Genomic DNA, 24375 nt, shown 5'->3' with positions numbered 1-24375 from the left:
CTCTCATGACCGACTCCACCAAGACCGCATTCCCGGCCTCGGTGCTCGAATGGCTCCGAGCCGGATACCCCGAGGGCGTTCCGCCCAAGGACCGATTCCCGCTCGTCGCCCTTCTGCGCCGCGCCGCACTCACCGACGCTCAGGTGCAGGAGATCGTTCTCGAACTCGTCTCTCCCGCCAACGGTGCACTCGACGACGGTGCCATTTCGACCGAGGAGATCGCGACGTACATCCGCGACCAGATCGACGCCGAGCCGACGGCCGAGGACATCTCCCGTGTCTCGGCACGACTGGCCGCCGGTGGCTGGCCGCTCGCGGATCCGGCTGCCCTGTAAGACCATGCCGGTCCCGTCGTTTCTCCACTCGATCGTCGAGTGGCTCCGCGGTGGGTATCCCGACGGGGTACCCGAAGCGGATTACGTTCCCCTCCTTGCCCTTCTGAATCGGCGACTGTCCGACGACGAAGTGCAGTCGGTGATGGATGCCCTCATCGCCGACGGCCAGCTACCTGCCGACAAGGCCGGAATTTCCGTCACCATCACCAAGGTCACCAACGAGCTGCCTAGAGAAGAGGACGTCAATCGGGTGCGCGCGAACCTCGCCGCCGGGGGTTGGCCTCTGGCCGACCCGTTCACGATCCGGCGCAAGGACTAATCTCGCCAGTGTGCTCGAGAGCGTTCCCATTCCAGCAGGCTCGGCCGCGGCAGACATCCTGCCGCGGCTGAGCCGTCTGCTGGCCGGCGACGGCCCGGCCGTCCTCCCCGTCCCCGCCGACGATCCACGCGAGATCCGACGCCTGCACGACGCGTTGGCCCCCGGAACCCCCATCGACGACGACGTCGCATTGGTCGTCGCGACATCGGGGACGACGGGAATTCCCAAGGGTGCCATGCTGTCTGCGTCCGCACTGGTCGCGTCGGCGACGGCAACCGAGGAGCGCCTCGGCGGCCCCGGCTCGTGGCTGTTGGCTCTGCCCGCACACCACATCGCCGGGATGCAGGTGTTGCTGCGCAGCGTGCTCGCCGGCACGTCGCCGGTGATCATGGACGTCTCTGCCGGCTTCGACCCGGCCGCCTTGATCGAGGCCGTGGGACGGATGTCGGGTCCGCAGCGCTACACCTCCCTGGTGCCCGGCCAGTTGGTCAAAGCACTCGAGAACCCCGAGGCCACTGCAGCACTGGCATCGCTGGACGCCGTGTTGCTCGGCGGCGCTGCCACGCCGATTCCGTTGCGCGAGAGAGCCATTGCCGCGGGCGTTCGATTGGTACGCACCTACGGCATGAGCGAAACCGCGGGCGGCTGCGTGTACGACGGAGTTCCGTTGCACAGCACCGTCGTTCGGATCGACGACGGACGAGTGGTTCTGGGCGGGCGGACTCTGGCCTCGGGCTATCGCGGATTACCCGATCACCCGGCGTTCGCCGAGCCAGGATGGTTCCGCACGGACGACGCAGGCACGATGATCGACGGAGTGCTGAGCATCACCGGTCGACTCGACGAGGCCATCTCGACGGGCGGCTTGACCGTCGTACCGCAGGTGGTCGAAGCCGCGCTGGCAACGCATCCCGCTGTCCGCGAGTGCGCTGTCGTCGGATTGCCGGATGAGCGCCTCGGCCAGAAGGTGGTGGTAGCAGTGGTTGCCTCTGCGCCGGTGACGTTGGCGGAGTTGCGCTCTCACGTCGAGCAGTCGCTCGATGCCACCGCTGCACCGCGGGAGCTGTTCCTCGTCGACGCACTGCCGACGCGGGGTCCGGGCAAACTGGACCGCGCGGGATTGCGAGCCGCGTTGGCAGCGCGGTGAGAGCACCCGACGCGCGTATCCGTCAGGACACGATTCGACCGTCCTCGAGTCGCACGACTCGGTCGGCCGCGGCCAACACCTCGGGATCGTGAGACACACACGCAACGGCAACTCCGCGCATCGTCTCCTCACGCATGACGGCTCGAATCCGTTGTCCACTAGCGGCGTCGAGACCTGTCGTGGGTTCGTCGAGCAACAGGAGATCGGCCCGGCGGGTCACACCCTGAGCCAGTAGGGTCCGCTGACGCTGCCCTCCGGACAGGTCGGCGAACGGCATGCCGGTCAGTTCCGCGATGTCGAGGCGCTCGAGGGCGTCGCGCACCGATGCCCGAGCCTCGGTGTTCATCGGACGCCACCGGCCGAGGCGTCCCCACGCACCCACTGCCACGACGTCCCATACGGTCAACGGCAACCGATCCGGCACAGCAGCGCGCTGCGGAACGAATGCAATTGCGCGAGTTGCGCTTCGGGTCCCGCCCGTCAGTGGCCGGGTGCCGGCGACCACCTCGAGCAACGTGGACTTGCCGGCACCGTTCGGCCCTGCGATGGCCGTGAGCCGACCGGGTAACAGGTCCAGATCGACGCCTGCGAGTGCCGTGTGGCCGGAGAACTCGACGCGGACGCCCCGGAGGCGAGCGAACTCGGACGACGCGCTGACAGCTGAGGTGTTCACATTGCCACTATACGATTTTGAATATCGTTATCAATCTCATTAGGCTCCCGAATGTGCCATTTCAGACAATCGACGCGCTGTTCGAGCCGTTCGCCCTCGGTTTCGTACAACGCGCCCTGTTCGGCGGAGCCCTGGTCGCCGTGCTGTGCGGGGTGGTCGGAACGTGGGTGGTGATCCGCGGCATGGCATTTCTGGGTGAGGCGCTCGCACACGGAATGCTGCCCGGTGTCGCTCTCGCGACCGTTCTCGGAGTTCCGGTGATGATCGGCGGCGCACTGAGCGCGGTCGCCATGAGCCTCGGGATCACCGCGCTGCAACGCCGCGGAACACTGTCCTACGACACGAGCATCGGGATGTTGTTCGTGTCCATGTTGGCGCTCGGCGTCATCGTCATCTCCCACTCGGGGAGCTTCGCCACCGACGCCACGTCCATACTGTTCGGCGACATTCTTGCCATCTCGCACACGGACCTCTATCTCCTGGCCGGAGCGGCCGCACTCGGAGTCGCCGTCGCGGCGCTGTTTCATCGACCGCTGGTCGCCGTTGCGCTGGACCCCCGAATTGCCTCGGTGCTCGGACTCGGGCCGCGCTCGGCTCAAGCAGTTCTCGTCGCACTGGTGACGCTGGCAGTCGTCGCGTCGTACCAAGCCGTCGGCTCGCTGCTGGTCGTCGGACTCCTGCTCGCCCCTGCCGTCGCCGCCGGGCAGTGGACCACCCGCATTCCCACTCGAATGCTGGTGGCGGCCGTCCTCGGCGTGCTGTCCGTGTTCGGCGGCCTACTGATCTCCTGGCACGCGGCCACCGCCGCCGGTGCCTCCGTGGCGGCGACCGCGATCGCGGTGTCCGGCCTGTCGTACGCGATACGCAGTGCCGTCACCGCCATCCGTCATCGCCCCACTTCACCCGAAAGGAACACGTGCGCACCCGCATCCTGACCACCACAATCGCCGTCGGTGCCCTCGTTCTCGCATCGACGGCCTGTTCCTCGGAGACGAACGTGCCACCCACAGACGAACCCACAGGCGAAGGCCACGGGGCAATAGCCGGTGCCGCCGAACTCGCCGAACCGCGGCTCGGGCTCACGTCCGTGGACCCGACGGGGAGGGTGTCCCATCTCGATCTGCTCGACGACACCGTCACCGATCTCGGGACCATCGGAGCCCCGCAGGCTCTGCACACCGACGGCCGTTACCTGTTCGTGCAGACCGACGCGGGCGTCGAGATCATCGACAGCGGGGTCTGGACCTGGGACCACGTCGACCATTTTCACTACTACCGCAGCGAGCCTCGACTACTCGGCACGGTTGGCGGCTCAGGCACGGCAACCGTCGCCACGTCCAACCTTTCGACCTCGGGCGGTACCGGACTGTTCTTTGCCGACTCCGGCGACGCTGTACTGCTCGACACCGAGGCACTGTCGAAAGGCACAGTCGTGGAACGATTCCGAAAGGTCACCAACCCCGGTGCCGGAATGGTCGTTCCCGTCGGCACTTTCGCGCTCGTGACCGAGGGATCCGGGCCGTCGACCTCGGTCGTCGGGTACACCGCCGACGGCGAACGCACCGGGCCGGTCGAACCGTGCCCGCAGGCCCGCGGCACGATCACCACCAGGGTCGGTGCCGTGATCGGGTGCGCAGACGGCGCACTGCTCGCCTCGGCCACCGGTGACGAGTTGGCGGTCGAGAGAATCCCCTACCCGGCCGGCACCACCGCCGCGGCAGCGACGTCGTTCGACAACCGCGAGGGCCGCCCCACGGTCGCAGGTTCTGCCGGTGCAGAGGGTATTTGGATGCTGGATACCCGCGAACGGTCGTGGTCCCTACTCCCGGCACCGGCACCCCTGGTGCACGTCACCGCCGTGGACGATGCGGACGAGCACATGCTGGCCCTCACCGAGGATGGCCGAGTCCTGGTACTCGACGGCAACAACGGAGCAATCCTGGCCGAAACCGAACCGCTGGTGGCCGAATCACTCGAGGCCGGCGCGTCCCCGACTCTCGTCGCCGACGATCAGCGCGCCTATCTCAGCGCCCCGACCGAACGACGGCTGTACGAGATCGACTACGCCGACGGTGCCCGCATAGCGCGGACCTTCGACACCGCGACCGAACCGGCCTTCACCGCGGAGACCGGACGATGACGAGCGGACGCGTCAGCCGCTTCTCATCGGCAGTGGCGGTGGCCGCAGCAATCGGACTGTGCCTGAGCGGCTGCTCCGCCGACGGTGACGACCGCCCGGTGGTAATCGTGTCCACGAACATCCTCGGCGACGTCGTGCAGCAGCTCGTCGGCGACGAGGCAGACGTGGTGACGCTGATGAAGCCGAACGCCGACCCGCATTCCTTCGAGATCTCGGCGCAGGAAGGTGCCCGCCTACGCACGGCAGACCTGATCGTCTCCAATGGTCTCGGCCTCGAGGAAGGTCTGCAGCAACACCTCGACGAGGCAGCGGCGGAGAACGTGCCCACCTTCGTCGCGGGCGACGCCATCGATGTCCTCGAGTACACGGAAGGGGACGCCGCAGGCAGTCCCGATTCGCACTTCTGGACCGATCCCGCGCGCATGACAGCCGTCGTCGATGCCCTCGAACCGGCGCTCGCCGGGCTGGACGGTGTCGATTCTGCCGAGATCGCCGACCGCACAGCAGGTTACCGGCTGCAGTTGAAGGGGCTCGACGACGACATGAGCGCCACCTTCGCTGCGATCCCGGATCAGCGCCGCGCACTCGTCACCAATCACCATGTATTCGGTTATCTCGCAGACCGTTTCGATTTCACGGTGATCGGGGCAGCCATTCCCGGCGGCACCACCCTGGCGGCACCGTCTGCTTCCGATCTGGCCGAACTCGTCGGAGCCATCGAGAAGACCGGTGTTCCTGCAATATTCGCGGAATCGTCTTCTCCGGATCGTCTCGTCCAGGCCTTGGCGAGTGAGGCCGACATTCGCGTCGCTGTGATCGAACTGTTCACCGAATCCCTCACCGCACCCGACGGCGGTGCCCCCGACTACCTCACCATGATGCGCGTCAACACCGAGCGCATCTCCGATGGACTCACCAGCTGACCGATTCGTCACACAGAAAAGGAACAATCATGCGTATCAACGATTTTCGAAGGGCGAGCGTCACCGCGCTCGCCCTCGGTGCGGTAGCGACCCTGGCGGCCTGCTCCTCCGGCACCACCCCCGCCGCCGAATCCACATCGATTGCGGCCGGGCCACGGGTCGCAGTGTCCTACGAAGGCGGCCTTCGGGTGCTCGACGCCGACACGTTCGAGACCGTCGCTGATTTCGACTCCGAGGAGTACACGCGCCTCAACCTCGCCGGCGACGACCGCAACGTCATGGTCACCACGAGCGAGGGCTTCCGTGTGCTCGACACCGCGGCCGGGACGACCGAGCAACCGCAACTGACCGACACCGTCTTCGAAGCCGAGAAGCCCGGTCACGTCGTACGACACGGCGGCAAGACCATCCTGTACGCCGACGGCACCAGCGACACCACGATCTTCGACACCGCAGCACTCGAATCCGCAGACGGGCTCCCGGAGACCGAGAGCATCCCCGGTGTCGACGCGCACCACGGCGTCTCGATCGTCCTCGAAGACGGCACGTTTCTCACCACGGTCGGGAACTCGAACGGCCGCACCGGCATCGAGGTTCGTGACGCATCGGGCGCGGTCGTCGCCAAAAACGATCAGTGCCCCGGCGTCCACGGAGAGGGAACAGCGGAAGGCGAGATCGTCGTCTTCGGTTGCGAGAACGGCGCTCTGATCTACGACAAGGGCCAGATAACCAAGCTCGACGCCCCGGACCATCCCTACGGGCGGACGGGCAACGCGTACGTGAGCGAGACCAGCCCCCTCATCGTCGGAGACTACAAGGACGACCCGGACGCAGAGGGCTCACTCCTGCACGCGGTCACCGTCATCGACCCCGCGGCCAAGACCCTCGACGTCGTGAAGCTCCCCGACGGTGCCGAGTACACCTGGCGCGGAGTCGCCCGAGGCCCCGGCGACCTGGCCTACATCATCGGATCGGACGGCGCAGTCCACGTATTCGATCCGACGACAAAGACATTCACCGCCTCGTACCCCGTCATCGACGCCTGGGAAGGTCCCGCGAAATACCAGGACGCCCACCCCGGCATCTCCATCGCGGGTGACACCGCCTACGTCACCGAACCGGCCGGCAACAGCATCCACGCCGTCGACCTCACCACCGGAAACGTCACCGAGAGCAAGCAACTCGATGTCACGCCCAACGAATTCGTCGTCGTGACTGCCTGACCCTGCAACCGGGGACGCAGAAATCCACTCTGTGTCCCCGGGTTCGGCTACCCCGTCCGATCCGGCGGACCGTCGACCACAGGTGTGCCTTGGTGATGCACCAGTTCCCATCCATCGGAGGTGCGTCGCCAGATCGACGATCGATGGGCTCGACGTCCCGACCGTCGTGACGTCCACTGCACCAGAACGACACCCACGTCCAGTATCCGTCCGGAGAGATCGTGGACCTCGATGATACCGTCGGCCGTACTCTCTCCGCCCAACAGCTCGAGTATCGACTGCTTGGTCCACACCGCCCCCGACGCTCCGATCTCGACGAAATCGTCCGCAAGCAGCGCCGCGAGTCTGCTTCCGTCACGACGGGTTTCGGCCCGCTGCAACTGCCGCTCCAGCTCCAACACCTGGCCGACCTCATCGTTCTCCGGCACCGATGTCAACCCGCCATTTCGAGGTACAGCCGCTCGACGTCGGCGTCGGACCATCCCGCCGGTTCGAGGATGTCGGCCCACATGCGCACTGCGTCGGCTCCGTAGCTGTGGCCGTGCCCGTCGTCGACGTCGGTGGAGAACACCTGATCGAAGGTCAATTGCCAGAACGTCACGAACGGGAACCACTGCACTCCCGGGTCGACGTCGGTGCCGCGGGGTTCCCGTAGCCAGTCGGGCCTGCCGAGGATCAGATCGGGTGACCACCACACGATCGGGTCGGATGCGTGCTGCCAGTACACGATTCGCGGCTCTTCCCACGGACCACCGATGTCGAGATCCCCGGACGAACTCGCGAATCGCACGTGCTCTCCGCCGTCGATGAAAGGCAGGATCTCGCGGGAACCGGCGTCACGTCCGCTCGTGATACGCGCCCACTGAGGCGTGAAATTGGGGTTGCCGACCCACAGAGCGCCGTCGATACGAGCGATCATGTCCTGCGCACCGCTGAATGCATCCTGCCCGCCGTAGGCACCGAGGCTCTCGCCGAACAACACCAGTTTGGGTCGTGAATCTTCCGGGAGTTCGCTCCACACCGCGTAGATCGCCTCGAACAGGGCTCGTCCGGCATCCTGCGGGGTCTGCCGATCGGCCAGAAATGCCATCGGGCTCGGCAGGAACGAGTACTGTATCGACGCAATCGCCGAATTTCCGTCGTACAGATACTCGAGAGGGCCGGCGACGGATTCGTTGACCCAGCCACGTCCGGTGGTGGTCGCGACACCGAGCACGGCCCGTGAGAATGCGCCGGTACGTTCGAGTTCGGCCACCACCCGCTCTGCCACACCCTCCACCGTTTCAGCCGACTCGACACCGGCGTACACGCGGATCGGTTGCACTGCAGGCCTTCCGGTGAACTCGCCGATCTCGTCGGGCGATGCCCCGGAGACCACGAAGCGTCGCCCCTCCTGACCCAGCGACTCCCAGTCCTCGTTCGACGCATCCGAACCCGACAGTTCTGCTGCATCAGGCTTTTCCACCCCATCGTGGTTGCCGCGATCGGCGGTAGAGGCCGACTTTTCCGCGACGGCCACAATTCCCCGAATCAGTGCACCGTTGACGGCGAACACCACCAGCAGGGCAACGACGATCACGCTGGCGATCCGCGCCACCGGCTTCGGCACGTACTGCTTGCCCCATCGCGTCAGAGCCCGAGTTGCTCTGCGCAGCAGGCGGCCGAGAGCAAGCACCCCCACCGCTACCACCAGCGAGAGCACCAGCACCGCGATGTAGAGCGGCCGGCCGGGGTCTTCTACGCCGACCAGCTTGCGCACGATCTGCTGCCACCACGAACCGAGGATCAGGAAGAGCGGAATCACCACCACCGCAACCGCGGCCAACGCCCACCACCCACGTCGACGCCACTGCTCCGACCAGTCCGGTGACACTCCGCAGAGCCGAACCACCCAGGCAACGAGGCACCCGACGCCGTACCCGATCGCGACGCTGATCCCCGTGGCCACCGCCTGCAGGTACCACACACGAGGTAGCAGAGACGGAGTCATCGACAGCGCGAAGAACACCAGAGCGAAGAAGATCCCCACCGGATGTAGTGCGCGACAGTACCGATCTGCTCGTGAATCCCGCCAATACGAACGTATCGAGGCCGACCGCCGTGTGGTCACCCATAGATCGTATTGGCCCGCCGACTGGGCCGCACCCACTTCGACGTGCAAGCATTCACGCCATGAGTGTTCTGGTCTGCTTCCACGCGCATCCCGACGACGAAGTGTTCGGCACGGGCGGCGTCATGCGGCTCGCGGCCGACGCCGGCCACCGCGTCGTACTCGTGACGGCAACCGACGGTGCCGTCGGCGAATATCCCGACGGCATCCTCGCCGACGGGGAGACGTTGGCCGCGCGCCGACACATCGAATTGGACCGTTCGGCTGCCGTCCTGGGGGTCGCGCGCGTCGTTCGCCTGCACTATGCCGATTCCGGAATGGCCGGCACGCCGGAGAACGGCAACCCGGAGGCGTTCTGCAATGTCGACGTCGACACCGCGGCTGGACGATTGGCCGACGTGTTGCGCGAGGAGCAGGCCGACGTCGTCACCATCTACGACCCGAACGGTGGATACGGCCACCCCGACCACATTCAGGTGCACGTCGTCGGCAAGCGCGCCGCCGAGATCGCCGAGACGCCCTACGTGTACGAGACGACCACCAACCGTGACCACATGCGCAGGTTGATGGAAGCCAATCCCCACTGGAGCGAAGAGGCGTCACCACCGGACATGGAGTCGTTCGGACTGCCGGAAACCGAAATCACCACTGTCGTCGACGTGTCGAGCGTCATCGCGGCCAAGCGGGCCGCGATGGAAGCGCACGAAACGCAGGTCGGCGATTTCGGGCCGTTTCTCGCAATGCCGATCGAGCAACTGACCACTGCGTTCGGTCTCGAATGGTTCCGCAAACTGCGGGGCACCGGCGGGGTCGGACTGACAGAGACATCGTTGCCGCTCTGACACCACCGGTGTGCCGGTCGTGGGGTCCGTCGTATTGGGCTCGAGGCCGCCCGTCGAACACCCTCGACCTGACGTTCGGATTGTTTTGGACCTCTAATCAAACCTCGAGACGGTACAGTGTCCACGTCGCCGTACAGGAGAGGCCGGTTGGAGATGCGTTCGTCGGTAGGTGTGTCCCTGGGAACGTGCGGCATCCGCACGTCTCGGACGACCGAAGACGGCACGTGGACAGACGCCGCTCCCTTCGACGACTGGCAGCTCTCCCCCTCCCCCGAGGACGTCGCGCGGGTCGTTCGCGGAATCGTCGACCGCCCGGACGCGCCGCAATCGCTGGGCATTGCATACCGGACCGCCGACGAGCGTGATCGCATCACGAACGCTCTGGCCGAGGAATACGTCTCGGACGTACATCTGATCGACGAGACCGACGCTGCCCTCGAGTACCTCCGTCCCGGCCTGGCCAGCCAGCACCGCACCATCGCCCTGTTCGACGCAGGCGAGACCGGTGTCGACATAGACATCGTCGACGTCGAATCCGGCCGCTCCTACGGCTCGACTCGTACGACAGCAATCAGCGGAGCCTCGTTCGACGCGGTGGTTCGGGAACACATACTGGGCCTCGGCATCGTGCGGGAGCCGCACACACACGACGAGGACACTGCTCTGACGGCATTCTGCCGTGGCATCAAGGAGGCACTGTCCACGCACGAGACCACCAGCACGCCCGACGGCGAACACATTCTTCTCGAGCGCCACATCTTCGAGCTGTCGATCGCCCGGGCCACCGAACAGGCGGCCACCACGGTCCGCCAACTGGGGCTCGAAGCCGAGTTCTATCCCGACGCCGTCATCGCCATCGGCGGTACGAGCAATGTCCCTCTGGTCCGCACGACACTCGAACGGTTTCTGCAGCTGCCGATCATCGTCCCCGAGCAACCAGAACTCGTCGTTGCAGGTGGGGCGGCCGTGCACGCTGCGCGCGTCGACGTCGATCGCATTGCACCGGTCGTCTCGCACCGACCGGCGCTGGCGCGGCTCGGATTGATCGCGCTACCGATCGTGGGCGTCATCGCCGCCGTCGGACTGTTCTCGGGCCTGAGTTCCGAGAGCGAAGACCAACCGCTGAGCACCCCTGCCAGCGTGGACGAGGGCATCCGGCAGACCACGACACCCTCGGCTGCACGGACCACCACCGCCACACCGTCACCGACCCCGGACATCCCGGCCCCGCCGCCGACGTCAGCTGCACCACCTCCAGCCGCCGACAGCGCGCCGTACGTGCAGTATCAACCGCACTACAACCCGCCGCCACCGCCGCCCGCTCCGACGGTGCCGCTACCGCAGATCCCCGGTGTCCAGATGCCTGTCATCCCGCTGCCGGTACTGCCGCGCCTGCCGTTCTGACCGGCCGCGTCCGCACCCTCCCGGCAGATACGGAAAGATCGTCGCTCATGGCCACCACCGCACAATGGATCGAAGGGGCGCGACCCCGAACGCTCCCCAACGCTATCGCCCCCGTCCTCGTCGGCACCGGTGCAGCCGTGTCCCTGGACGCAGGCGTGTGGTGGAAGGCTCTACTGGCACTGATCGTCTCGTTGGCGCTGATCGTGGGCGTCAACTTCGCCAACGACTACTCCGACGGAATCCGTGGCACGGACGACGACCGAGTCGGCCCACTCCGACTCGTCGGCTCCAAGGCCGCCTCGGCAGGAGCCGTCAAACGGGCCGCCATCGGCTGCTTCGCGGTCGGTGCCGTCGCAGGTCTTGTCCTGGCCGCCACGAGCGCTTGGTGGTTGGTGATCGTCGGCCTGATCTGCATCGCCGGTGCCTGGTACTACACAGGCGGCTCGAAGCCTTACGGCTACAGCGGATTCGGCGAGATTGCCGTGTTCGTGTTCTTCGGACTCGTCGCCGTGCTCGGCACCCAATACGTGCAGGCCGAGCAGATCGACTGGGCGGGCGTGCTCGCCGCGGTAGCCGTCGGATCTTTCTCCAGTGCCGTACTCGTCGCGAACAACCTTCGGGACATCCCCACCGATACCGAATCCGGAAAGCGCACGCTCGCAGTGCGATTGGGCGATACCCGCACGCGCTATCTACACCTGGCACTGCTGGTCGTCCCGTTCGCCATAACGGTCGCGCTGATCGCCCGAACCCCGTGGGCCCTGGTCGCCCTGCTCGCGCTACCCCTCGCTGCGCGCGCCAACTCGCCGGTTCGCGGCGGTGCTCACGGGTTCGAGTTGATTCCTGCGCTGCGTGATTCGGGACTGGCAATGCTCGTCTGGGGTGCCGCTACCGGTGTGGCGCTGGCGTTCGCCTAACGCTTCTCGGGCACGAATGCGCCGAGCAGAAAGTTCACGATCGAGATGATGATCGCGCCCCAGAACGCGGCAGCGAAACCGACGATCTCGAGGCCGTAACCGGTCTGCGACGACAGCCACCCCGTCAACATCAGCATCAACGCGTTGATCACGAGAGTGAACAGCCCGAGGGTGAGAATCAGCAGCGGCAGTGACAACAGCTTCACCATCGGCCTGATGAACGCGTTGACGATCGTCAACACGGCCGCAATACCGAGCAGGACCACGATGTCCCACCCGTCACCGCGGCCCGAGCTGGTCACGGTGATGCCGTCCACGAATTCCTTCGCAACCCAGATGGCGACGGCATTGATCACGAGCCGAATCAGAAAGTTCATGGCGCCCATCGTAGAGTTCGGGCCCGCTCGGAGCTACGACGTGCGAACCAGCAGGACCGCGTCGCGCAGATCGTCCAGGCTGCCGCGAACACTCACGAGCTCGGTGAACGATGGATCGGCACCTGCGATCACACCGAGAAGCATGTGCTCGACGCCGATCTCCCTGTCCCGCAATCGGACGGCCTCCTTCAAAGCCAGCTTCAGCGCTTCCTTGGCCGACGGCGCGAACGGCAGGTGAGAATCGTTCGAATGGTCGACGTCGCCGAACCCCACCGCAGACTCGACGGTGTCGATCACTTCGTGAAGGTCGATGCCGATGGACCGTAGGGCCCGGGCGTCCCTCGACAGCACGTCCTCGAGCGCGTTGTCGAGGGTGAACCCCGCCTCGGCCAGCGCAGACCCGAGCGGTTCGTCGGCCTTGTCGAGCGCACCGAGGAAGAGATGAATGGGTTCGATCCGCTCCGAGTGCAACGCCCGGGCGTGCAGCCGGGCACTGATGACGACCGCCCTGGCCTGAGTGGTGAATCGCTCGAACATGGTTGTCTACCTTCCCTTTCCGCCGTGCTTCTTGTGAACGGCCTGTCTGCTGACACCCAGCGAATCCGCTATCGCCTGCCACGCCCATCCCTGATTCCGCGCATTGCGGACCTGGACGGCTTCCAGACGTTCGAGTAGACGGCGAAGTGCGGCTACGGCACGCAACCCCTCCCCCGGATCGGAACTGGCGGCCGCGGCGGCCAATGCAGTGGCTTCTGTCATGTATGTCAATGTAGGTTGACAGAAAGGGGGTTGTCAACCTTTATTGACACACAAGTCAGTGGTCCACAGCGATATCGACAGAGACCCGCCCACGGTCGTCACGGGTCGCCGTCGCGAGGCCGGAGTACCGGACGCCGCCGAGGTCGACATCGACACGACCGCCGCCGTCCACGAAATTTCGCCACCAGTTCTTCTTGTCCGGCATCGCCACCCTGACCTTCAGGTGCTCGCCCTTCCGGCTGATCGCAAGCGGCAATGTGATCCTCTTGCCGGACTTCCGGCCGGTATAGGTCAAAATGCCCATCGAGCGTCCGAGCACCCTGTCGAGCACCGGTGCCTTCGTCACGACCATGAAGACCTTGTTGAACCCTGCCGCCGACTTCTGAAATGTGTTCATCGTGTCCGCCTGACAAATCGCCCCGCACGTGTCGGCGAGCGTAGCCGTGACACAGGCCGACGGGAACGTCACTGAGACGGCAGACCGGACTCCATCGACTCGGCGAGCGTGGTCAGGGCCTCGAGAACACGGTTTCGACGTGCACCCAACGCATCGAACAATCTTCCGTGCGCTTCGAGCTCTCGGGGAAATACATCATCCACGATGCGCCTTCCCTGATCGGTCAGGGTGATCGACGCAGACCGTCGGTCTTCGGCGCTGGGCACGCGCTGCAGAAAGCCGCGACGTTCGAGCTTTCCGAGCGTCTTGCTCACACCTGCGCGGGTCATGCCGAGCAGCTCCGCCAACCGCGCTGCCGTCACCGGTTCGATCGCGTAACGCAGGGGCACCATCAATTCCACCTCGGCGACGGATACATCGGCCGCGGCGTATATCGGTTCGACGGCCACGTCGAGCAGCGCGACGATGCGCTTGATCTCGGCCACCACATGCATCGGCGAGGTGTCCAGCTCCGGATTGAACTCGGCCCACCGTGCACAGGTCAGCTCACGAAGCGAGGCATCGGTCATCGGCACCACCAATATTGTTAACTAGTTGACAGTTCTGCTACGTTCACAACATATCGCACCACCAAGGAGGCATCTTGACGTACGACACCGTGGTGATCGGTGGCGGCCCAGCCGGACTCAGTGCCGCGACACTTCTGGCTCGCGCCCGCCGAAAGGTGATCGTTGTCGATGCCGAAGAACCACGCAACGCGCCTGCCGACCATGTTCACAACTTCCTCTCGCGCGATGGTTCCACACCCGAGGAGTTGCATCGGGCTGGATGCGAGGAAGTCCTCCGATACGGCGGAGAAATTTTGCGCGGCAGAGTAATTGGACTCGACGAGGGATTCGAGGTCCGCCTCGAGGGCGGCGAGTCCCGGCAATCGCGGTCGGTCTTGGTGGCCACTGGGCTTCGAGACGAACTGCCCGATATCCCCGGGGTTTCCGAACAGTGGGGCTCGGGAGCGCTGCATTGTCCGTACTGCCACGGCTACGAAGTTAGGGATCAGCCGATAGCCGTGGTCGGCGGATCCAACCGACCGTTCACGATCCACCAGGCGTCGCTGATTCGCCAATGGTCGGACGACGTCGTCTTCTTCACCAACGGCATCGAACTGAGTGAAAACGAACGCCTCCGACTCGACGCGCGGTCCGTCGGAATCGTCGACGTACCGGTTGCCCGAATCGTTGTGCAGGACGGTCGCGTCATAGGCATCGAGCTGACGAACGGGACCGTCGTTCCTCGAACAGTCGTGTTCGTCGGGCCGACGTTCGTTCCGAACGACGCGCTCCTGCGATCGATCGGATGCACTCGCCTCGACAACGGCTGGGTGGCCACCGACCCGACCGGGCTCACCAGTGTGGACGGCCTGTGGGCTGCGGGGAACGTCTCGGATTCCCCCGCCCAGCTCATCAATTCGGCAGCAGCAGGGTCGAAGGCTGCAATCGCCATCAATCACTACCTACTCGAACTCGATGTGACCCGAGCCGTCAGCGCGATCTGACGCCTCCTGCCAGCGCCGAAGAATGTGTCGGTGCCCTGTTCTACACTTGCCGCAGTGGATCGAATACGTGTTCGATCTTCAGTCGCTGGGGGGTGACATGGGGCTACGGAAAGCGGCGTGGGTGACGGGGGACCATTCTCCGCTCGCCGACGTTCTGGGCGCGCGACGGACGATCAACGCTGCCGTCGCTTCGGAACTTGCTCTGCTGGACGAGTATGTCCGCAGCCGAACGGCCGGCGCGTCACCGTGGGACACCGGGGTCACCGAGAAAGATCTGTTCAACTCGGCAGTCTGTGAACTGGCGGCGGCTCTGTCGTCCACGTTTGCCGCCATCAACAACAAGGTGCAGATGTGGCGTCAACTGCGCCCTCTCGTGCGTCAGGGCTTCATCGACGGTGCCCTCGATCTGGAGCGAGTCAGAACGATCCACGATCATCTACTTCATGCCCGTCCGGAGACGGCCGTTGCCCTGGAGACCGAGATTCTCAAGGCCGCCCGGGAGATGGCACCGGGAGCTCTGGGCCGCGAAATCGATCGACTGCTCATCGAGGCCGACGCCGACTGGGACCGTGCGGTACGCAAGCGTGCCGCACGCACCGAGAAGCGAATCCGCCTTCGTCGCCGGGCACGAGGACTGTCGAGCCTGACCACACTGATGACCGACGGCGAAGCCGACGAACAACTTGCGCGGATCGACGCCGAGGTCATACGCCTGCACCCGGAGGATCCGCGGTCGGACGACCAACGACGGGCCGACGCTCAGACCGCCTTGATGCGCGGGGAGACACTGCTGTGCGAGTGCGCGACATGCCTGACGCCGCGCGACGGCGACAGGGCCCCCGAGCACGATGATCCGGACACAGCGGACAACGAACCATCGGACACCGACTGCGCCGCAACCGACGGAACAGGCAGCGGCAGTTCCACTTCCGCTGCACCGGGGGACGAGCCGCCGACGAGCCAATCACCGAACACGATCCCACCGGACGCACCGCCACCCAGGCTTCCCACGCCCGGCTCTGTGAATACCAGAGCTACCCGATCGCGGCCGGGTGGGGGAACGCTGATCGAACGGTGGCGTGCCACCGTCGGGGACGACCCCATCGGGATCCACGCCTTGTACCCCGACGGCCATGGGGGCATGAAACTCCCGCCGCCAGGCGCGCTGAGCCATACGCCCAGTCGAGCTCTCGCGGCGAAGGTTCGAGCCGAGAACCCGTACTGCCTGCATCCTGGCTGCAACGTGCCCTCGGAACGATGCGACCTCGACCACATCGTCGAATTCGACCGACACCGCCCCGAGAAGGGCGGCTGGACCATCCTCACGAACATCGGTCCGCGCTGTCGGCTCCACCACAACCTCAAAACGCGCAAACTTTGGCGCACCGAACTGCTTCCGGACGGAGTGCTGCATATCGTCGATCCACTCGGACGTCACTACTTCACCCCACCCGCCCTGTGAAAAACAATCACCTAGGGTTGGTTCGGTGAGCACCGCGAATCTGACCCGAACCGAAACTCGCAGGCGATCGCGCCACATAGACGGGGTGAAGTATCTCGTCGATCTGAACCTCCTGCGCGCCGAGGACACGGACGTCGACACCTTCGAGTCGGTGACGACCATCGAATTCGATGCGACGACGGCGGCGACATGGGTCGATTTCATCGGTGCGTCCGTGGACGAGGTCACCGTCAACGGCACCGATGCACAGGTCGATTACGACGGAGCTCGCATTCAACTGGTCGGACTCGCCGACCACAACGTCGTTCGGATACGTGCACGCGGCCGGTACAGCAGGTCGGGTGAAGGACTCCACCGCTTCGTCGACCCCGTCGACGACAACGTCTACCTGTACACCCAGTACGAACCTGCCGATGCTCGACGGGTGTTCGCGAATTTCGAGCAACCCGATCTGAAGGCCTCGTTCACGCTGAGGGTCACAGCACCCCCGGCATGGACGGTCCTGTCCAACCGCGCGGGAGTCACCGACGGCACAGTCACCACGTTCGCCCCGACGCTGCCCATATCGACGTACATCACCGCGGTTGCGGCCGGGCCGTACCACGGCGTCGAATCGTCCTGGACTCGAGGCGATCTGACTGTCCCGCTCGGCGCGTACTGCCGCGCATCCCTCGCCGAGTATTTCGACGCCGAGGACATCTTCGACATCACCGAGCGTGGCCTCGACTTCTTCCACGACAAGTTCGACTATCCGTACCCGTTCGGTAAGTACGACCAGATTTTCGTCCCCGAATACAACCTCGGTGCGATGGAGAACCCCGGGCTCGTCACGTTCACCGAATCGTACGTATTCCGTTCGGCGGCAACCGAAGCCCAGTACGAGGCTCGGGCGAACACGATTCTGCACGAGATGGCGCACATGTGGTTCGGCGACCTCGTCACGATGCAATGGTGGGACGATCTGTGGCTCAAGGAGTCGTTCGCCGACTACATGGGTGCGTACGCGTCGGCCGAAGCCACCCGATTCACCGATGCCTGGGTCAGTTTCGCGAACCGCCGAAAGGCGTGGGCCTATTTGCAGGATCAGCTTCCCACCACTCACCCGATCGTCGCCGACATCACCGATCTCGAGGCAGCCAAGCTCAACTTCGACGGCATCACCTACGCGAAGGGCGCGAGCGTTCTCAAGCAGTTGGGGGCGTTCGTCGGTGCCGACGCCTTTTTCGCTGCGTCCCGCAACTACTTTCGCACGCATGCCTTCGGCAATACGACCCTGACGGATCTCTTGAGCGAGATGTTCACCGCCAGCGGGCGAGACCTCGAGACCTGGGCGGGCGCGTGGCTGCAGACCACCGGCGTGTCCACACTGACCTATACCGGTGACGCCGTCGAGCAGACGGATCCGCGTCCGCACCGCATCGCGGTCGGGCTCTACGATCCGGACGAGGCCGAAAATCTCACGAGGACCCACCGCTACGAACTCGACATCACCGACTCGCGAACGCCCGTCGACTTCCCCGATTCTGCACTGGTTCTGCTCAACGACGACGATCTGACCTACGCCAAGATCCGATTCGACGAGCGCTCCACCGCCACCGTGCGGACCTCACTCGATCGCATTGTCGATCCCCTTGCACGAGGGCTGGTGTGGTCGGCACTGTGGAACTCCACCCGGGACGCCGAGCTCTCTGCGATCGAATACCTGGACATCGCAACCAGATTCGCGCCGACCGAACCCAAGATCGGGTTGCTCTCCGCAGTCACGGCCAACGTCGCGTACACACTCGCGCACTACCTCCCCGAAGACCGACGGGACGAGCCCACCCGGCATTGGCTCGAAGCGTCGTGGCGGCAGCTGCAGTCGAGCGAACCCGGAAGCGACGCGCAGTTGGTGTGGGCGCGGGCGGTCGCATCGGCTGCGCAACTCGACGACTTCCTGGCCGACGATCTACGCTCCCTGCTCGATGGCACCGCGACCATTGCCGGGCTGAGACTGGACCCCGATCAGCGCTGGGCATTCTGGCTGGCACTCGCCGCCACCGGACACGCAACTATCGCAGAACTGGATGCCGAACTCGGTTCGGACGACACACTTTCGGGGCGCACTGCCCACACCGCGGCGTCGACAGCGATCCCTGACGCCACAGTCAAAGCGAGCGCGTGGACTTCCATCACCGAGCGCGACGACGTGTCCAACGATGTTCTCGACGCCTACATCACCGGGTTCGGGGCGGGTCACCGACCGGACCTCACTCAACCGTACGAGGACCGGTATTTCGAGTCCATCTCCTCGTTGTGGACCTCACGCAGCATCGAGATCGCACGGAGGATAGTTGTTCGCCTCTTTCCTCAGCAATCGTCGACCGACAGTGCAGACGTGTGGCTCGCGGAGCACGAGTGGGCACCGGCTGCGTTGCGGCGCTTGGTGATCGAGCAGAGAGATCACCTGGCCCGGAGTTTGCGCGTGCAGGCTCGGCTAGGGTGACGATCATGTCCGACCATGATGCTCGACGTTCGTTCGCCACATCCGCTCTCGCCGCAGGCGGCTTGCTCGGCGGCTTCGCCGTTGCTCGCCGGTCGCACAATCGCCAACTCGGCGGAGCGGTGCTCGCTGCAGTCGGCGTTGCCTGCACCACGCAATGGCAGAAGTCCTCGGGCTCGGCTCGTGCCGGCGCACTGCTCGGGACGTACCTCGTGGCGTTCGGTGCGTCGCATCCGCTCGCGAAGAAGATCGGTGCGTGGCCGGCCGTCGGGACGGTCGCCGCTGTCACTGCGGTGACGTCGATGGTCGTGACCTGGTAGATCTGCTCAGAACACCCCGGTACGGATGAACTGCTCGAGCGCGGCGGTCGGTTCGTCGAGATCCATCCCCTGGCCCGCGACCCAGGTGTCGTCGAAATAGGTTTGCGAGTAACGGTCTCCGCCGTCGCACAACAACGTCACCACACTGCCGGTGCGTCCCGCGGCAATCATCTCGGAGATCAATCCGAAGGCACCCCAGATGTTGGTGCCGGTGGATCCTCCCACTCGTTTACCGATCGCAGCCGAAGTGAATCTCGCGGCCGCCACCGACGCAGCGTCGGGCACCGCGATCATTCGATCGATCACTTGGCCAACGAAGGACGGTTCCACCCGCGGTCGCCCGATGCCTTCGATACGTGAGGACTTACCGGTCTCGAAACTCGCGTCACCGGTTTCGTAGCCTCCGATGAAGGCCGAATTCTCTGGGTCCACGACGGCCAAACGCGTTGCGTGTCTGCGGTATCGGATGTAGCGACCGATGGTGGCGCTCGTTCCGCCTGTTCCCGCGCCTACGACCACCCAATCGGGGATGGGACATTTCTCGAGCCGGAGCTGATCGTAGATGGACTCAGCGATGTTGTTGTTCCCCCGCCAATCGGTGGCCCGTTCGGCATGGGTGAACTGGTCCATGTAGTGGCAGTCGGGCTCGGCTGCGAGCCGATGCGCCTCGGTGTACATCTCACCGGGGTGGTCGACGAAGTGGCAGCGCCCACCGTGCGATTCGATGAGGGCGATCTTGGCGGGACTGGTACTTCTGGGCATGACTGCAACGAATTTCAATCCCAGCAGGCCGGCAAAATATGCCTCACTGACCGCCGTGGAGCCGGACGACGCCTCGACAACCGTGGTTCGCGCGGTGACCCAGCCGTTGCAGATCGCGTACAGAAACAGCGATCGCGCCAGCCGGTGTTTGAGGCTGCCGGTGATGTGAGTGGATTCGTCCTTGAGGTACAGCGAGATTCCCCATGCGGCAGGCAGTGGATAGCTCAGCAGGTGTGTGTCGGCACTGCGCTGAGAATCGGCTTCGATCAACCGCACTGCGTTGTCGACCCACTCACGCGATCCGGAGTGGTCCACCGATCCGGTCACTTGCGGCCGTCTTCACCGCGCAGCTTGGACTGCAGGTCCGCGCGAGCGGTGCGTCGGTGTTCGTCGACCGCAGCGATGGACTCGTTGACGCGGATGCGCATCTGCTTGAACAGAAGCAGGGACAACGGCAGCGAGATGAGGACGCCGAAGATCGCGGCGACGAGGATCGGAACCTCGATGCCGAAGAGTAAACCGACACCGATGATGATCGCGGCAATGACGATGACGAGCGCCAGACGCGCGAACGTGTACACGGCGAGATTGATGGCAAGGGACTTCTTCGCAGAACGGCCGGGCGTGGGGTTTCCGCTGGTCGGGTCGCTTCGGTCGGCATTCGTCGCATCACTCACAAGCTCAAGGTTACCGGGCCGTGCAGGGCTTCCCACCCACCCCTGGCGTGACCGATTTGTCCATTACCTCCCCTTTACCAACCTTGTATCAGTCGAGTACCTAGGGGTCCGAGTGCAACCATGGGGCTCACAACACCGCAGACCGATATCTCCGGTTCGACGCAAATGCACAGAACCGCACCGTAGGAGGACACGACAGATGAGCGCACCCACGTTCCACAAAGCTCAGGACTCACTTCTCACACCGGGTCAGGTAGCAGCGCTTTTTCACGTCGACCCCAAGACCGTGACTCGCTGGGCGCACGCCGGACGTCTCGGATCGCTCCGCACTCCCGGCGGACACCGTCGCTTCCGCGAAACCGAGGTCATGCAGCTGCTGACTTCGCTGACGACCGAAGCCGGCGTACAGCACTGAGACAGGCCATTCGGCGCAGTTTCGGCAACGACCTCCGCACCCGTACGAACTCATCGAACATTCTCAGGAATCTTCGACGCTCGACGGGTGCGGAGGTCGTTGCATGACGGCTACCCTCGTAGTAGGAGGTGCGTCGTGATCTATCTATTGGCGTTGATCGGTTTGGTGGCAGTGATTGTGCTGCTGTGGAAGGCATTCGGACCCAGCACGCAACCTGAACCCCCGCGGACTGTCGGGCCCGATGACGATCCGGAATTTCTCTGGAAAATCAACCGGGACGCTCGTCGCGGAGGCAAGGACGGGACCGACGCCGGCACTGAAGTCGGCGAATAAAGTTTCCGATCAGCTGCGGCGAGAAGTAGTGGGCGAGGCCGGAAAGCCTGCTGCCACCGCCGCAGCTACTTCGAGGAGTGCCTTTCGCGTGCGTCCACGAAGCCTGCCCAGTTCGATCTCAGCCCCCTCCTCCAGATGCGGGTCGAACGGAATCGTCCGAACCTGAGCGCATCGCTGCTCGAAATGTTCGACCACCTTCTGCAAGTCGACTTTTCCCGCCCTCGGTCTTACCGCGTTGACCACAGCCACCGACGTGGCCACCAGGTTTCGATAGCCATGGGCATCGAGCCAATCCAATGTCGCCGACGCGCTCCGCGCCCCGTCCACCGACCCTGAGCTGACGACGACCAGAGTGTCCGCGCCCTCGAGAATGCTTTCCATCGCCGAATGCATCAACCCGGTGCCGCAGTCGGTGACGACGATGCTGTAGAACTTCTCGAGCAGTGTCACCGTTCGGTCGTAGTCGTCACCGCTGAATGCCTCGGACGCCGCCGGGTCCGAATCGGAGGCCAGCACCTCCAGCCGGTGGACGTTCTGTGAGGTGTAGGCCCGAACGTCGCTGTAGCGCTCCAAGGAATCCATGTCTCGCAACAGATTTCGGACCGTCGCCGTCGTTTCCGACGGTACTTTCTGCCCCAGCGTTCCGCGGTCGGGGTTCGCGTCGATCGCAATCACGCGGTCACCGCGGATGTCTGCGAACGTCGAGCCCAACGTGGCCGTTGTCGTCGTCTTTCCGACCCCACCCTTCAGCGAGAGCACCGCGACGCGGTAGCACCCCACCAATGGTCGATCAACCTGCGCGGTCAATTCGAGACGTCGCTGTTGCGCCGGACTGTTCCCCACATCGATCCGACCACCGGACACCAGATACAGCGCACGACGCCACCCGGCCACCGGAGCGACACTTGCAGACCTGATCAGCAACGAATCGCCGAGGTCGGCCGCCGACATCGGCTGCGACGGTGGTCGATGATCCGGCTGAACGACAGCAGCCACGGCAGGAACCACAGCAGGAATATGGCCGGGCAACATCGGTTGCGGCCACGAACCGGGTTGCGGAGCCCACTGCCCATACCCCTGACCCTGACCATACCCATGCGTCGGCCAGCCGTTCTGGGCCTGCCACTGATTCTGGGCTGCCCACTCGTTGTTCGGCTGCCAATATTGCTGGGGCACAACAGCATTCTGGGGCAACACCACCCCGTTCTGCGGCTGGACAGGGTGCTGACCCTGTTGCCCAGGCGGCTGCGGCTCGCCCATGGGCCGAGTCGGCGGACCAGGGGGCATGGCCGTGTCGGACGAAACAGGTGACACAACCGGTGGATCCGATGCTTCGGGCATCGTCGGCATCTCATCGGTCGGTGGCGTCACCTCGACGGGTGGAGTCGACATTGCCGCGACAACAGGAGTCGGGCTCGGAGCATCCGCGGGCGGCATGGCGATGGGGGTGGATCGGAACGGTTCACGCTCCCCCGAAACCCGAGACTCCCCCACAACCCGAGAAGACCCCGCAGTCTCAGCAGACCCCGCAGTCTCAGCAGACCCCGCAGTCTCAGCAGACCCCGCAACCCCCGAAACTTCCCCAACCCCGGCAGACCCGGGAATCGGGGTCTCGGTCACCACCGGCTCAGGCGTGTTCGGGGGTTCGTCGTCGTCCATCGGTCGGACGGGTTGCCAATTGTTTCCGCGCCGATCGGCCATGACCGATTTCCCCCCAGTGTGCGTCCCGCGTCGAGTGCCGGCTCGGATGTCTCCCCCATCGAGCCGGATCGGACGCTACCAGCTGCGCGTCGGCAGCGGAGCGTGTGGAACGCGCAGAAGTCAGTTCAGTCCTGCGTAGCTGTGCAGACCGGAGACGACCATGTTGATGATGAAGAGGTTGAACAGCATGGCAGTGAATCCACCGACGTTGATCCACGCGGCGCGGGTGTTTCTCCAGCCGGAGGTGGCGCGGGCGTGCAAGTAAGCGGCGTAGATGATCCACGTGATGAAGGACATCGTTTCTTTGGGGTCCCAGCCCCAGAAACGTCCCCATGCGGCCTCGGCCCAGATCGCGCCGAGGATGACGCCGGCTCCGAACAGCGGGAAGGCGACGATGGTCGTCTTGTAGGCGAGTCGGTCGAGGGCTTGGGCGTCAGGGAGCTTGGAGGCGAAGCGGCCCCAGAATCCCACGCTTTCCTCACCGAGGGGTTGTTTGATGCGCAGCAGGAACAGCAGGCTCGCGACTCCGGAGACCAGCAGGATGCCGCTGCCGACGCTGACGATGGTGACGTGGATGGGCAGCCAGTAGGAGCGCAGCGCCGGGACGACGGGTGCGGCGTCGGCGTAGAGCTTGGTGGCGGCGAAGAACATCAGCACGATGATGGGTGCAAGGACGAACACCAGCATCGGGCGCATCGCCTTCTTGCGCAGCACCACCACGGAGGTCAGTGCTGCGGCAGCGGTTGCCATGGTGACGAACTCGTACATGTTGCCCAGCGGGAATCGGTGGGTGGCGAATCCGCGGAGCACGACCGAGGCGATGTGTAGGACGAGGGCCGGTGCGAGCAGCGCGAACCCCATGCCTGCGAGGCGTTCGGACAGCGGGCGCTTGGGTGCTTCGATAACGCGTCCCGGGCCGGAGGACGCAGCCACCGACGACGCGGTCACCGGGGCTCCGGCACCGACGAGCTCCTTGGCCTGAGCGGCCGTCGCCTTGGCGGAGGCGTACTGAGCGATGAGCAGGACGAATGCGAGCACGTAGATGGTGAAGGCTGATTCGAACGACCAGTCGCTGTACTGCGAGAGTGTCTCGTTGATCGGCATC

Annotated in this window: 28 protein-coding genes; 16 read left to right on the top strand and 12 right to left on the bottom strand. The window is 64.8% G+C overall.

Annotated elements, in window-relative coordinates:
• Positions 1-5 precede the first annotated feature (5 nt).
• From JLZ96_RS20320 to menE, 3 genes are read left to right on the top strand one after another with little or no spacing between them, the layout of a single operon-like run.
• Positions 6-335 (top strand): DUF3349 domain-containing protein, encoded by a 330-nt coding sequence (locus tag JLZ96_RS20320; protein WP_032369750.1) that lies wholly within the window; start codon positions 6-8, stop codon positions 333-335.
• 4 nt (positions 336-339) lie between these two features.
• A complete protein-coding gene (locus JLZ96_RS20315; RefSeq protein ID WP_032386215.1) occupies positions 340-654 on the top strand; it encodes a DUF3349 domain-containing protein in 315 nt (104 codons plus the stop codon).
• Between the two features lie 10 nt (positions 655-664).
• Positions 665-1801 carry an o-succinylbenzoate--CoA ligase gene (menE, locus tag JLZ96_RS20310; RefSeq protein WP_201011117.1) on the top strand — a complete coding sequence of 379 codons (1137 nt, stop codon included), beginning with the start codon at positions 665-667 and terminating at the stop codon, positions 1799-1801.
• A gap of 22 nt (positions 1802-1823) precedes the next feature.
• Here menE and aztA read toward each other — a convergent pair whose 3' ends face one another.
• The gene (aztA, locus tag JLZ96_RS20305) at positions 1824-2474 is read right to left on the bottom strand and encodes a zinc ABC transporter ATP-binding protein AztA (protein ID WP_201011116.1); all 651 of its coding nucleotides are present in this window, start codon (positions 2472-2474) and stop codon (positions 1824-1826) included.
• A gap of 53 nt (positions 2475-2527) precedes the next feature.
• Between aztA and aztB the strand changes: the two genes are divergently transcribed.
• From aztB to aztD, 4 genes are read left to right on the top strand one after another with little or no spacing between them, the layout of a single operon-like run.
• Positions 2528-3409 (top strand): zinc ABC transporter permease AztB, encoded by an 882-nt coding sequence (gene aztB / locus JLZ96_RS20300; protein ID WP_201011115.1) that lies wholly within the window; start codon positions 2528-2530, stop codon positions 3407-3409.
• Entirely contained in the window at positions 3391-4614 is a 1224-nt protein-coding gene (locus JLZ96_RS20295; protein ID WP_201011114.1) for an ABC transporter, read from the top strand. The genes aztB and JLZ96_RS20295 overlap by 19 nt, the downstream gene beginning before the upstream one ends.
• Positions 4611-5537, top strand: a complete 927-nt coding sequence (gene aztC, locus JLZ96_RS20290) for a zinc ABC transporter substrate-binding protein AztC (RefSeq protein WP_094717298.1) — start codon at positions 4611-4613, stop codon at positions 5535-5537. The genes JLZ96_RS20295 and aztC overlap by 4 nt, the downstream gene beginning before the upstream one ends.
• 29 nt (positions 5538-5566) lie before the next feature.
• Positions 5567-6760 (top strand): zinc metallochaperone AztD, encoded by a 1194-nt coding sequence (gene aztD / locus JLZ96_RS20285; RefSeq protein ID WP_201011113.1) that lies wholly within the window; start codon positions 5567-5569, stop codon positions 6758-6760.
• 47 nt (positions 6761-6807) lie between these two features.
• Here aztD and JLZ96_RS20280 read toward each other — a convergent pair whose 3' ends face one another.
• On the bottom strand, positions 6808-7188 hold the full coding sequence (locus JLZ96_RS20280) for a DUF4440 domain-containing protein (RefSeq protein ID WP_236254181.1): 381 nt from the start codon (positions 7186-7188) through the stop codon (positions 6808-6810).
• Between the two features lie 5 nt (positions 7189-7193).
• Entirely contained in the window at positions 7194-8750 is a 1557-nt protein-coding gene (locus JLZ96_RS20275) for an alpha/beta-hydrolase family protein (protein ID WP_201011254.1), read from the bottom strand.
• A gap of 182 nt (positions 8751-8932) precedes the next feature.
• Between JLZ96_RS20275 and JLZ96_RS20270 the strand changes: the two genes are divergently transcribed.
• From JLZ96_RS20270 to JLZ96_RS20260, 3 genes are all read left to right on the top strand, one after another.
• Positions 8933-9712 carry a PIG-L family deacetylase gene (locus JLZ96_RS20270; protein WP_027498315.1) on the top strand — a complete coding sequence of 260 codons (780 nt, stop codon included), beginning with the start codon at positions 8933-8935 and terminating at the stop codon, positions 9710-9712.
• 153 nt (positions 9713-9865) lie between these two features.
• Entirely contained in the window at positions 9866-11116 is a 1251-nt protein-coding gene (locus tag JLZ96_RS20265; RefSeq protein WP_201011111.1) for an Hsp70 family protein, read from the top strand.
• A gap of 47 nt (positions 11117-11163) precedes the next feature.
• Positions 11164-12033: a 1,4-dihydroxy-2-naphthoate polyprenyltransferase gene (locus JLZ96_RS20260; RefSeq protein ID WP_201011110.1), complete on the top strand. Its 870-nt coding sequence runs from the start codon at positions 11164-11166 to the stop codon at positions 12031-12033.
• Here the strand turns inward: JLZ96_RS20260 and JLZ96_RS20255 are convergent.
• The 5 genes from JLZ96_RS20255 to JLZ96_RS20235 all read right to left on the bottom strand — a co-directional run bounded on the left by JLZ96_RS20255 (position 12030) and on the right by JLZ96_RS20235 (position 14135).
• A complete protein-coding gene (locus JLZ96_RS20255; RefSeq protein WP_032365232.1) occupies positions 12030-12410 on the bottom strand; it encodes a phage holin family protein in 381 nt (126 codons plus the stop codon). The genes JLZ96_RS20260 and JLZ96_RS20255 overlap by 4 nt on opposite strands.
• Positions 12411-12443: 33 nt before the next feature.
• Positions 12444-12947, bottom strand: a complete 504-nt coding sequence (locus JLZ96_RS20250) for a Clp protease N-terminal domain-containing protein (RefSeq protein WP_201011109.1) — start codon at positions 12945-12947, stop codon at positions 12444-12446.
• A gap of 6 nt (positions 12948-12953) precedes the next feature.
• A complete protein-coding gene (locus JLZ96_RS20245) occupies positions 12954-13169 on the bottom strand; it encodes a hypothetical protein (RefSeq protein WP_032365231.1) in 216 nt (71 codons plus the stop codon).
• Positions 13170-13224: 55 nt separating this feature from the next.
• Positions 13225-13566: a nitroreductase/quinone reductase family protein gene (locus JLZ96_RS20240; RefSeq protein WP_201011108.1), complete on the bottom strand. Its 342-nt coding sequence runs from the start codon at positions 13564-13566 to the stop codon at positions 13225-13227.
• A gap of 68 nt (positions 13567-13634) precedes the next feature.
• A complete protein-coding gene (locus JLZ96_RS20235) occupies positions 13635-14135 on the bottom strand; it encodes a MarR family winged helix-turn-helix transcriptional regulator (protein WP_201011107.1) in 501 nt (166 codons plus the stop codon).
• A gap of 74 nt (positions 14136-14209) precedes the next feature.
• On the opposite strand from JLZ96_RS20235, the gene JLZ96_RS20230 reads away from it, so the two are divergent.
• The 4 genes from JLZ96_RS20230 to JLZ96_RS20215 all read left to right on the top strand — a co-directional run bounded on the left by JLZ96_RS20230 (position 14210) and on the right by JLZ96_RS20215 (position 19382).
• Positions 14210-15118 (top strand): NAD(P)/FAD-dependent oxidoreductase, encoded by a 909-nt coding sequence (locus JLZ96_RS20230; RefSeq protein WP_201011106.1) that lies wholly within the window; start codon positions 14210-14212, stop codon positions 15116-15118.
• Between the two features lie 67 nt (positions 15119-15185).
• The gene (locus JLZ96_RS20225; RefSeq protein ID WP_201011105.1) at positions 15186-16580 is read left to right on the top strand and encodes an HNH endonuclease signature motif containing protein; all 1395 of its coding nucleotides are present in this window, start codon (positions 15186-15188) and stop codon (positions 16578-16580) included.
• Positions 16581-16605: 25 nt separating this feature from the next.
• Entirely contained in the window at positions 16606-19065 is a 2460-nt protein-coding gene (gene pepN / locus JLZ96_RS20220; protein WP_201011104.1) for an aminopeptidase N, read from the top strand.
• Between the two features lie 5 nt (positions 19066-19070).
• Positions 19071-19382, top strand: coding sequence for a hypothetical protein (locus tag JLZ96_RS20215; RefSeq protein ID WP_032369908.1), 312 nt, complete (start codon positions 19071-19073; stop codon positions 19380-19382).
• 6 nt (positions 19383-19388) lie between these two features.
• Here the strand turns inward: JLZ96_RS20215 and JLZ96_RS20210 are convergent, their stop codons facing one another.
• Positions 19389-20471, bottom strand: coding sequence for a PLP-dependent cysteine synthase family protein (locus tag JLZ96_RS20210; RefSeq protein WP_032365228.1), 1083 nt, complete (start codon positions 20469-20471; stop codon positions 19389-19391).
• The gene (locus JLZ96_RS20205) at positions 20468-20821 is read right to left on the bottom strand and encodes a DUF4229 domain-containing protein (RefSeq protein ID WP_082519146.1); all 354 of its coding nucleotides are present in this window, start codon (positions 20819-20821) and stop codon (positions 20468-20470) included. The genes JLZ96_RS20210 and JLZ96_RS20205 overlap by 4 nt, the downstream gene beginning before the upstream one ends.
• Before the next feature lie 199 nt (positions 20822-21020).
• On the opposite strand from JLZ96_RS20205, the gene JLZ96_RS20200 reads away from it, so the two are divergent.
• Both JLZ96_RS20200 and JLZ96_RS25060 read left to right on the top strand, forming a co-directional pair.
• On the top strand, positions 21021-21236 hold the full coding sequence (locus JLZ96_RS20200) for a BldC family transcriptional regulator (RefSeq protein WP_027498325.1): 216 nt from the start codon (positions 21021-21023) through the stop codon (positions 21234-21236).
• Positions 21237-21371: 135 nt separating this feature from the next.
• The gene (locus tag JLZ96_RS25060; protein ID WP_027498326.1) at positions 21372-21569 is read left to right on the top strand and encodes a membrane protein; all 198 of its coding nucleotides are present in this window, start codon (positions 21372-21374) and stop codon (positions 21567-21569) included.
• Positions 21570-21578: 9 nt separating this feature from the next.
• Here the strand turns inward: JLZ96_RS25060 and JLZ96_RS20195 are convergent, their stop codons facing one another.
• Positions 21579-22910 (bottom strand): AAA family ATPase, encoded by a 1332-nt coding sequence (locus tag JLZ96_RS20195; protein ID WP_374758060.1) that lies wholly within the window; start codon positions 22908-22910, stop codon positions 21579-21581.
• A 480-nt stretch (positions 22911-23390) separates the two neighbouring features.
• Positions 23391-24374, bottom strand: coding sequence for a c-type cytochrome biogenesis protein CcsB (gene ccsB, locus JLZ96_RS20190; RefSeq protein WP_167329968.1), 984 nt, complete (start codon positions 24372-24374; stop codon positions 23391-23393).
• Position 24375 lies beyond the last annotated feature (1 nt).

The sequence above is a fragment of the Rhodococcus sp. NKCM2511 genome, from assembly GCF_014905595.1.
Classification (GTDB): domain Bacteria; phylum Actinomycetota; class Actinomycetes; order Mycobacteriales; family Mycobacteriaceae; genus Rhodococcoides; species Rhodococcoides fascians.
Note: the sequence above shows the minus strand (reverse complement) of the source record. Positions and strands in the feature narration are given on the sequence as shown.

What these genes read in the sequence shown, in the direction of transcription:
- JLZ96_RS20240 (WP_201011108.1), bottom strand. Translation starts at nt 13,566, where the DNA reads ATGAACACATTTCAGAAGTCGGCGGCAGGGTTCAACAAGGTCTTCATG.
- JLZ96_RS20235 (WP_201011107.1), bottom strand. Translation starts at nt 14,135, where the DNA reads ATGACCGATGCCTCGCTTCGTGAGCTGACCTGTGCACGGTGGGCCGAG.
- JLZ96_RS20275 (WP_201011254.1), bottom strand. Translation starts at nt 8,750, where the DNA reads ATGACTCCGTCTCTGCTACCTCGTGTGTGGTACCTGCAGGCGGTGGCC.
- JLZ96_RS20320 (WP_032369750.1), top strand. Translation starts at nt 6, where the DNA reads ATGACCGACTCCACCAAGACCGCATTCCCGGCCTCGGTGCTCGAATGG.
- JLZ96_RS20270 (WP_027498315.1), top strand. Translation starts at nt 8,933, where the DNA reads ATGAGTGTTCTGGTCTGCTTCCACGCGCATCCCGACGACGAAGTGTTC.
- JLZ96_RS20260 (WP_201011110.1), top strand. Translation starts at nt 11,164, where the DNA reads ATGGCCACCACCGCACAATGGATCGAAGGGGCGCGACCCCGAACGCTC.
- JLZ96_RS20315 (WP_032386215.1), top strand. Translation starts at nt 340, where the DNA reads ATGCCGGTCCCGTCGTTTCTCCACTCGATCGTCGAGTGGCTCCGCGGT.
- JLZ96_RS20255 (WP_032365232.1), bottom strand. Translation starts at nt 12,410, where the DNA reads ATGAACTTTCTGATTCGGCTCGTGATCAATGCCGTCGCCATCTGGGTT.
- JLZ96_RS20265 (WP_201011111.1), top strand. Translation starts at nt 9,866, where the DNA reads ATGCGTTCGTCGGTAGGTGTGTCCCTGGGAACGTGCGGCATCCGCACG.
- JLZ96_RS20195 (WP_374758060.1), bottom strand. Translation starts at nt 22,910, where the DNA reads ATGCCCGAAGCATCGGATCCACCGGTTGTGTCACCTGTTTCGTCCGAC.
- JLZ96_RS20245 (WP_032365231.1), bottom strand. Translation starts at nt 13,169, where the DNA reads ATGACAGAAGCCACTGCATTGGCCGCCGCGGCCGCCAGTTCCGATCCG.
- JLZ96_RS20200 (WP_027498325.1), top strand. Translation starts at nt 21,021, where the DNA reads ATGAGCGCACCCACGTTCCACAAAGCTCAGGACTCACTTCTCACACCG.
- aztC (WP_094717298.1), top strand. Translation starts at nt 4,611, where the DNA reads ATGACGAGCGGACGCGTCAGCCGCTTCTCATCGGCAGTGGCGGTGGCC.
- JLZ96_RS20215 (WP_032369908.1), top strand. Translation starts at nt 19,071, where the DNA reads ATGTCCGACCATGATGCTCGACGTTCGTTCGCCACATCCGCTCTCGCC.
- ccsB (WP_167329968.1), bottom strand. Translation starts at nt 24,374, where the DNA reads ATGCCGATCAACGAGACACTCTCGCAGTACAGCGACTGGTCGTTCGAA.
- JLZ96_RS20250 (WP_201011109.1), bottom strand. Translation starts at nt 12,947, where the DNA reads ATGTTCGAGCGATTCACCACTCAGGCCAGGGCGGTCGTCATCAGTGCC.
- aztD (WP_201011113.1), top strand. Translation starts at nt 5,567, where the DNA reads ATGCGTATCAACGATTTTCGAAGGGCGAGCGTCACCGCGCTCGCCCTC.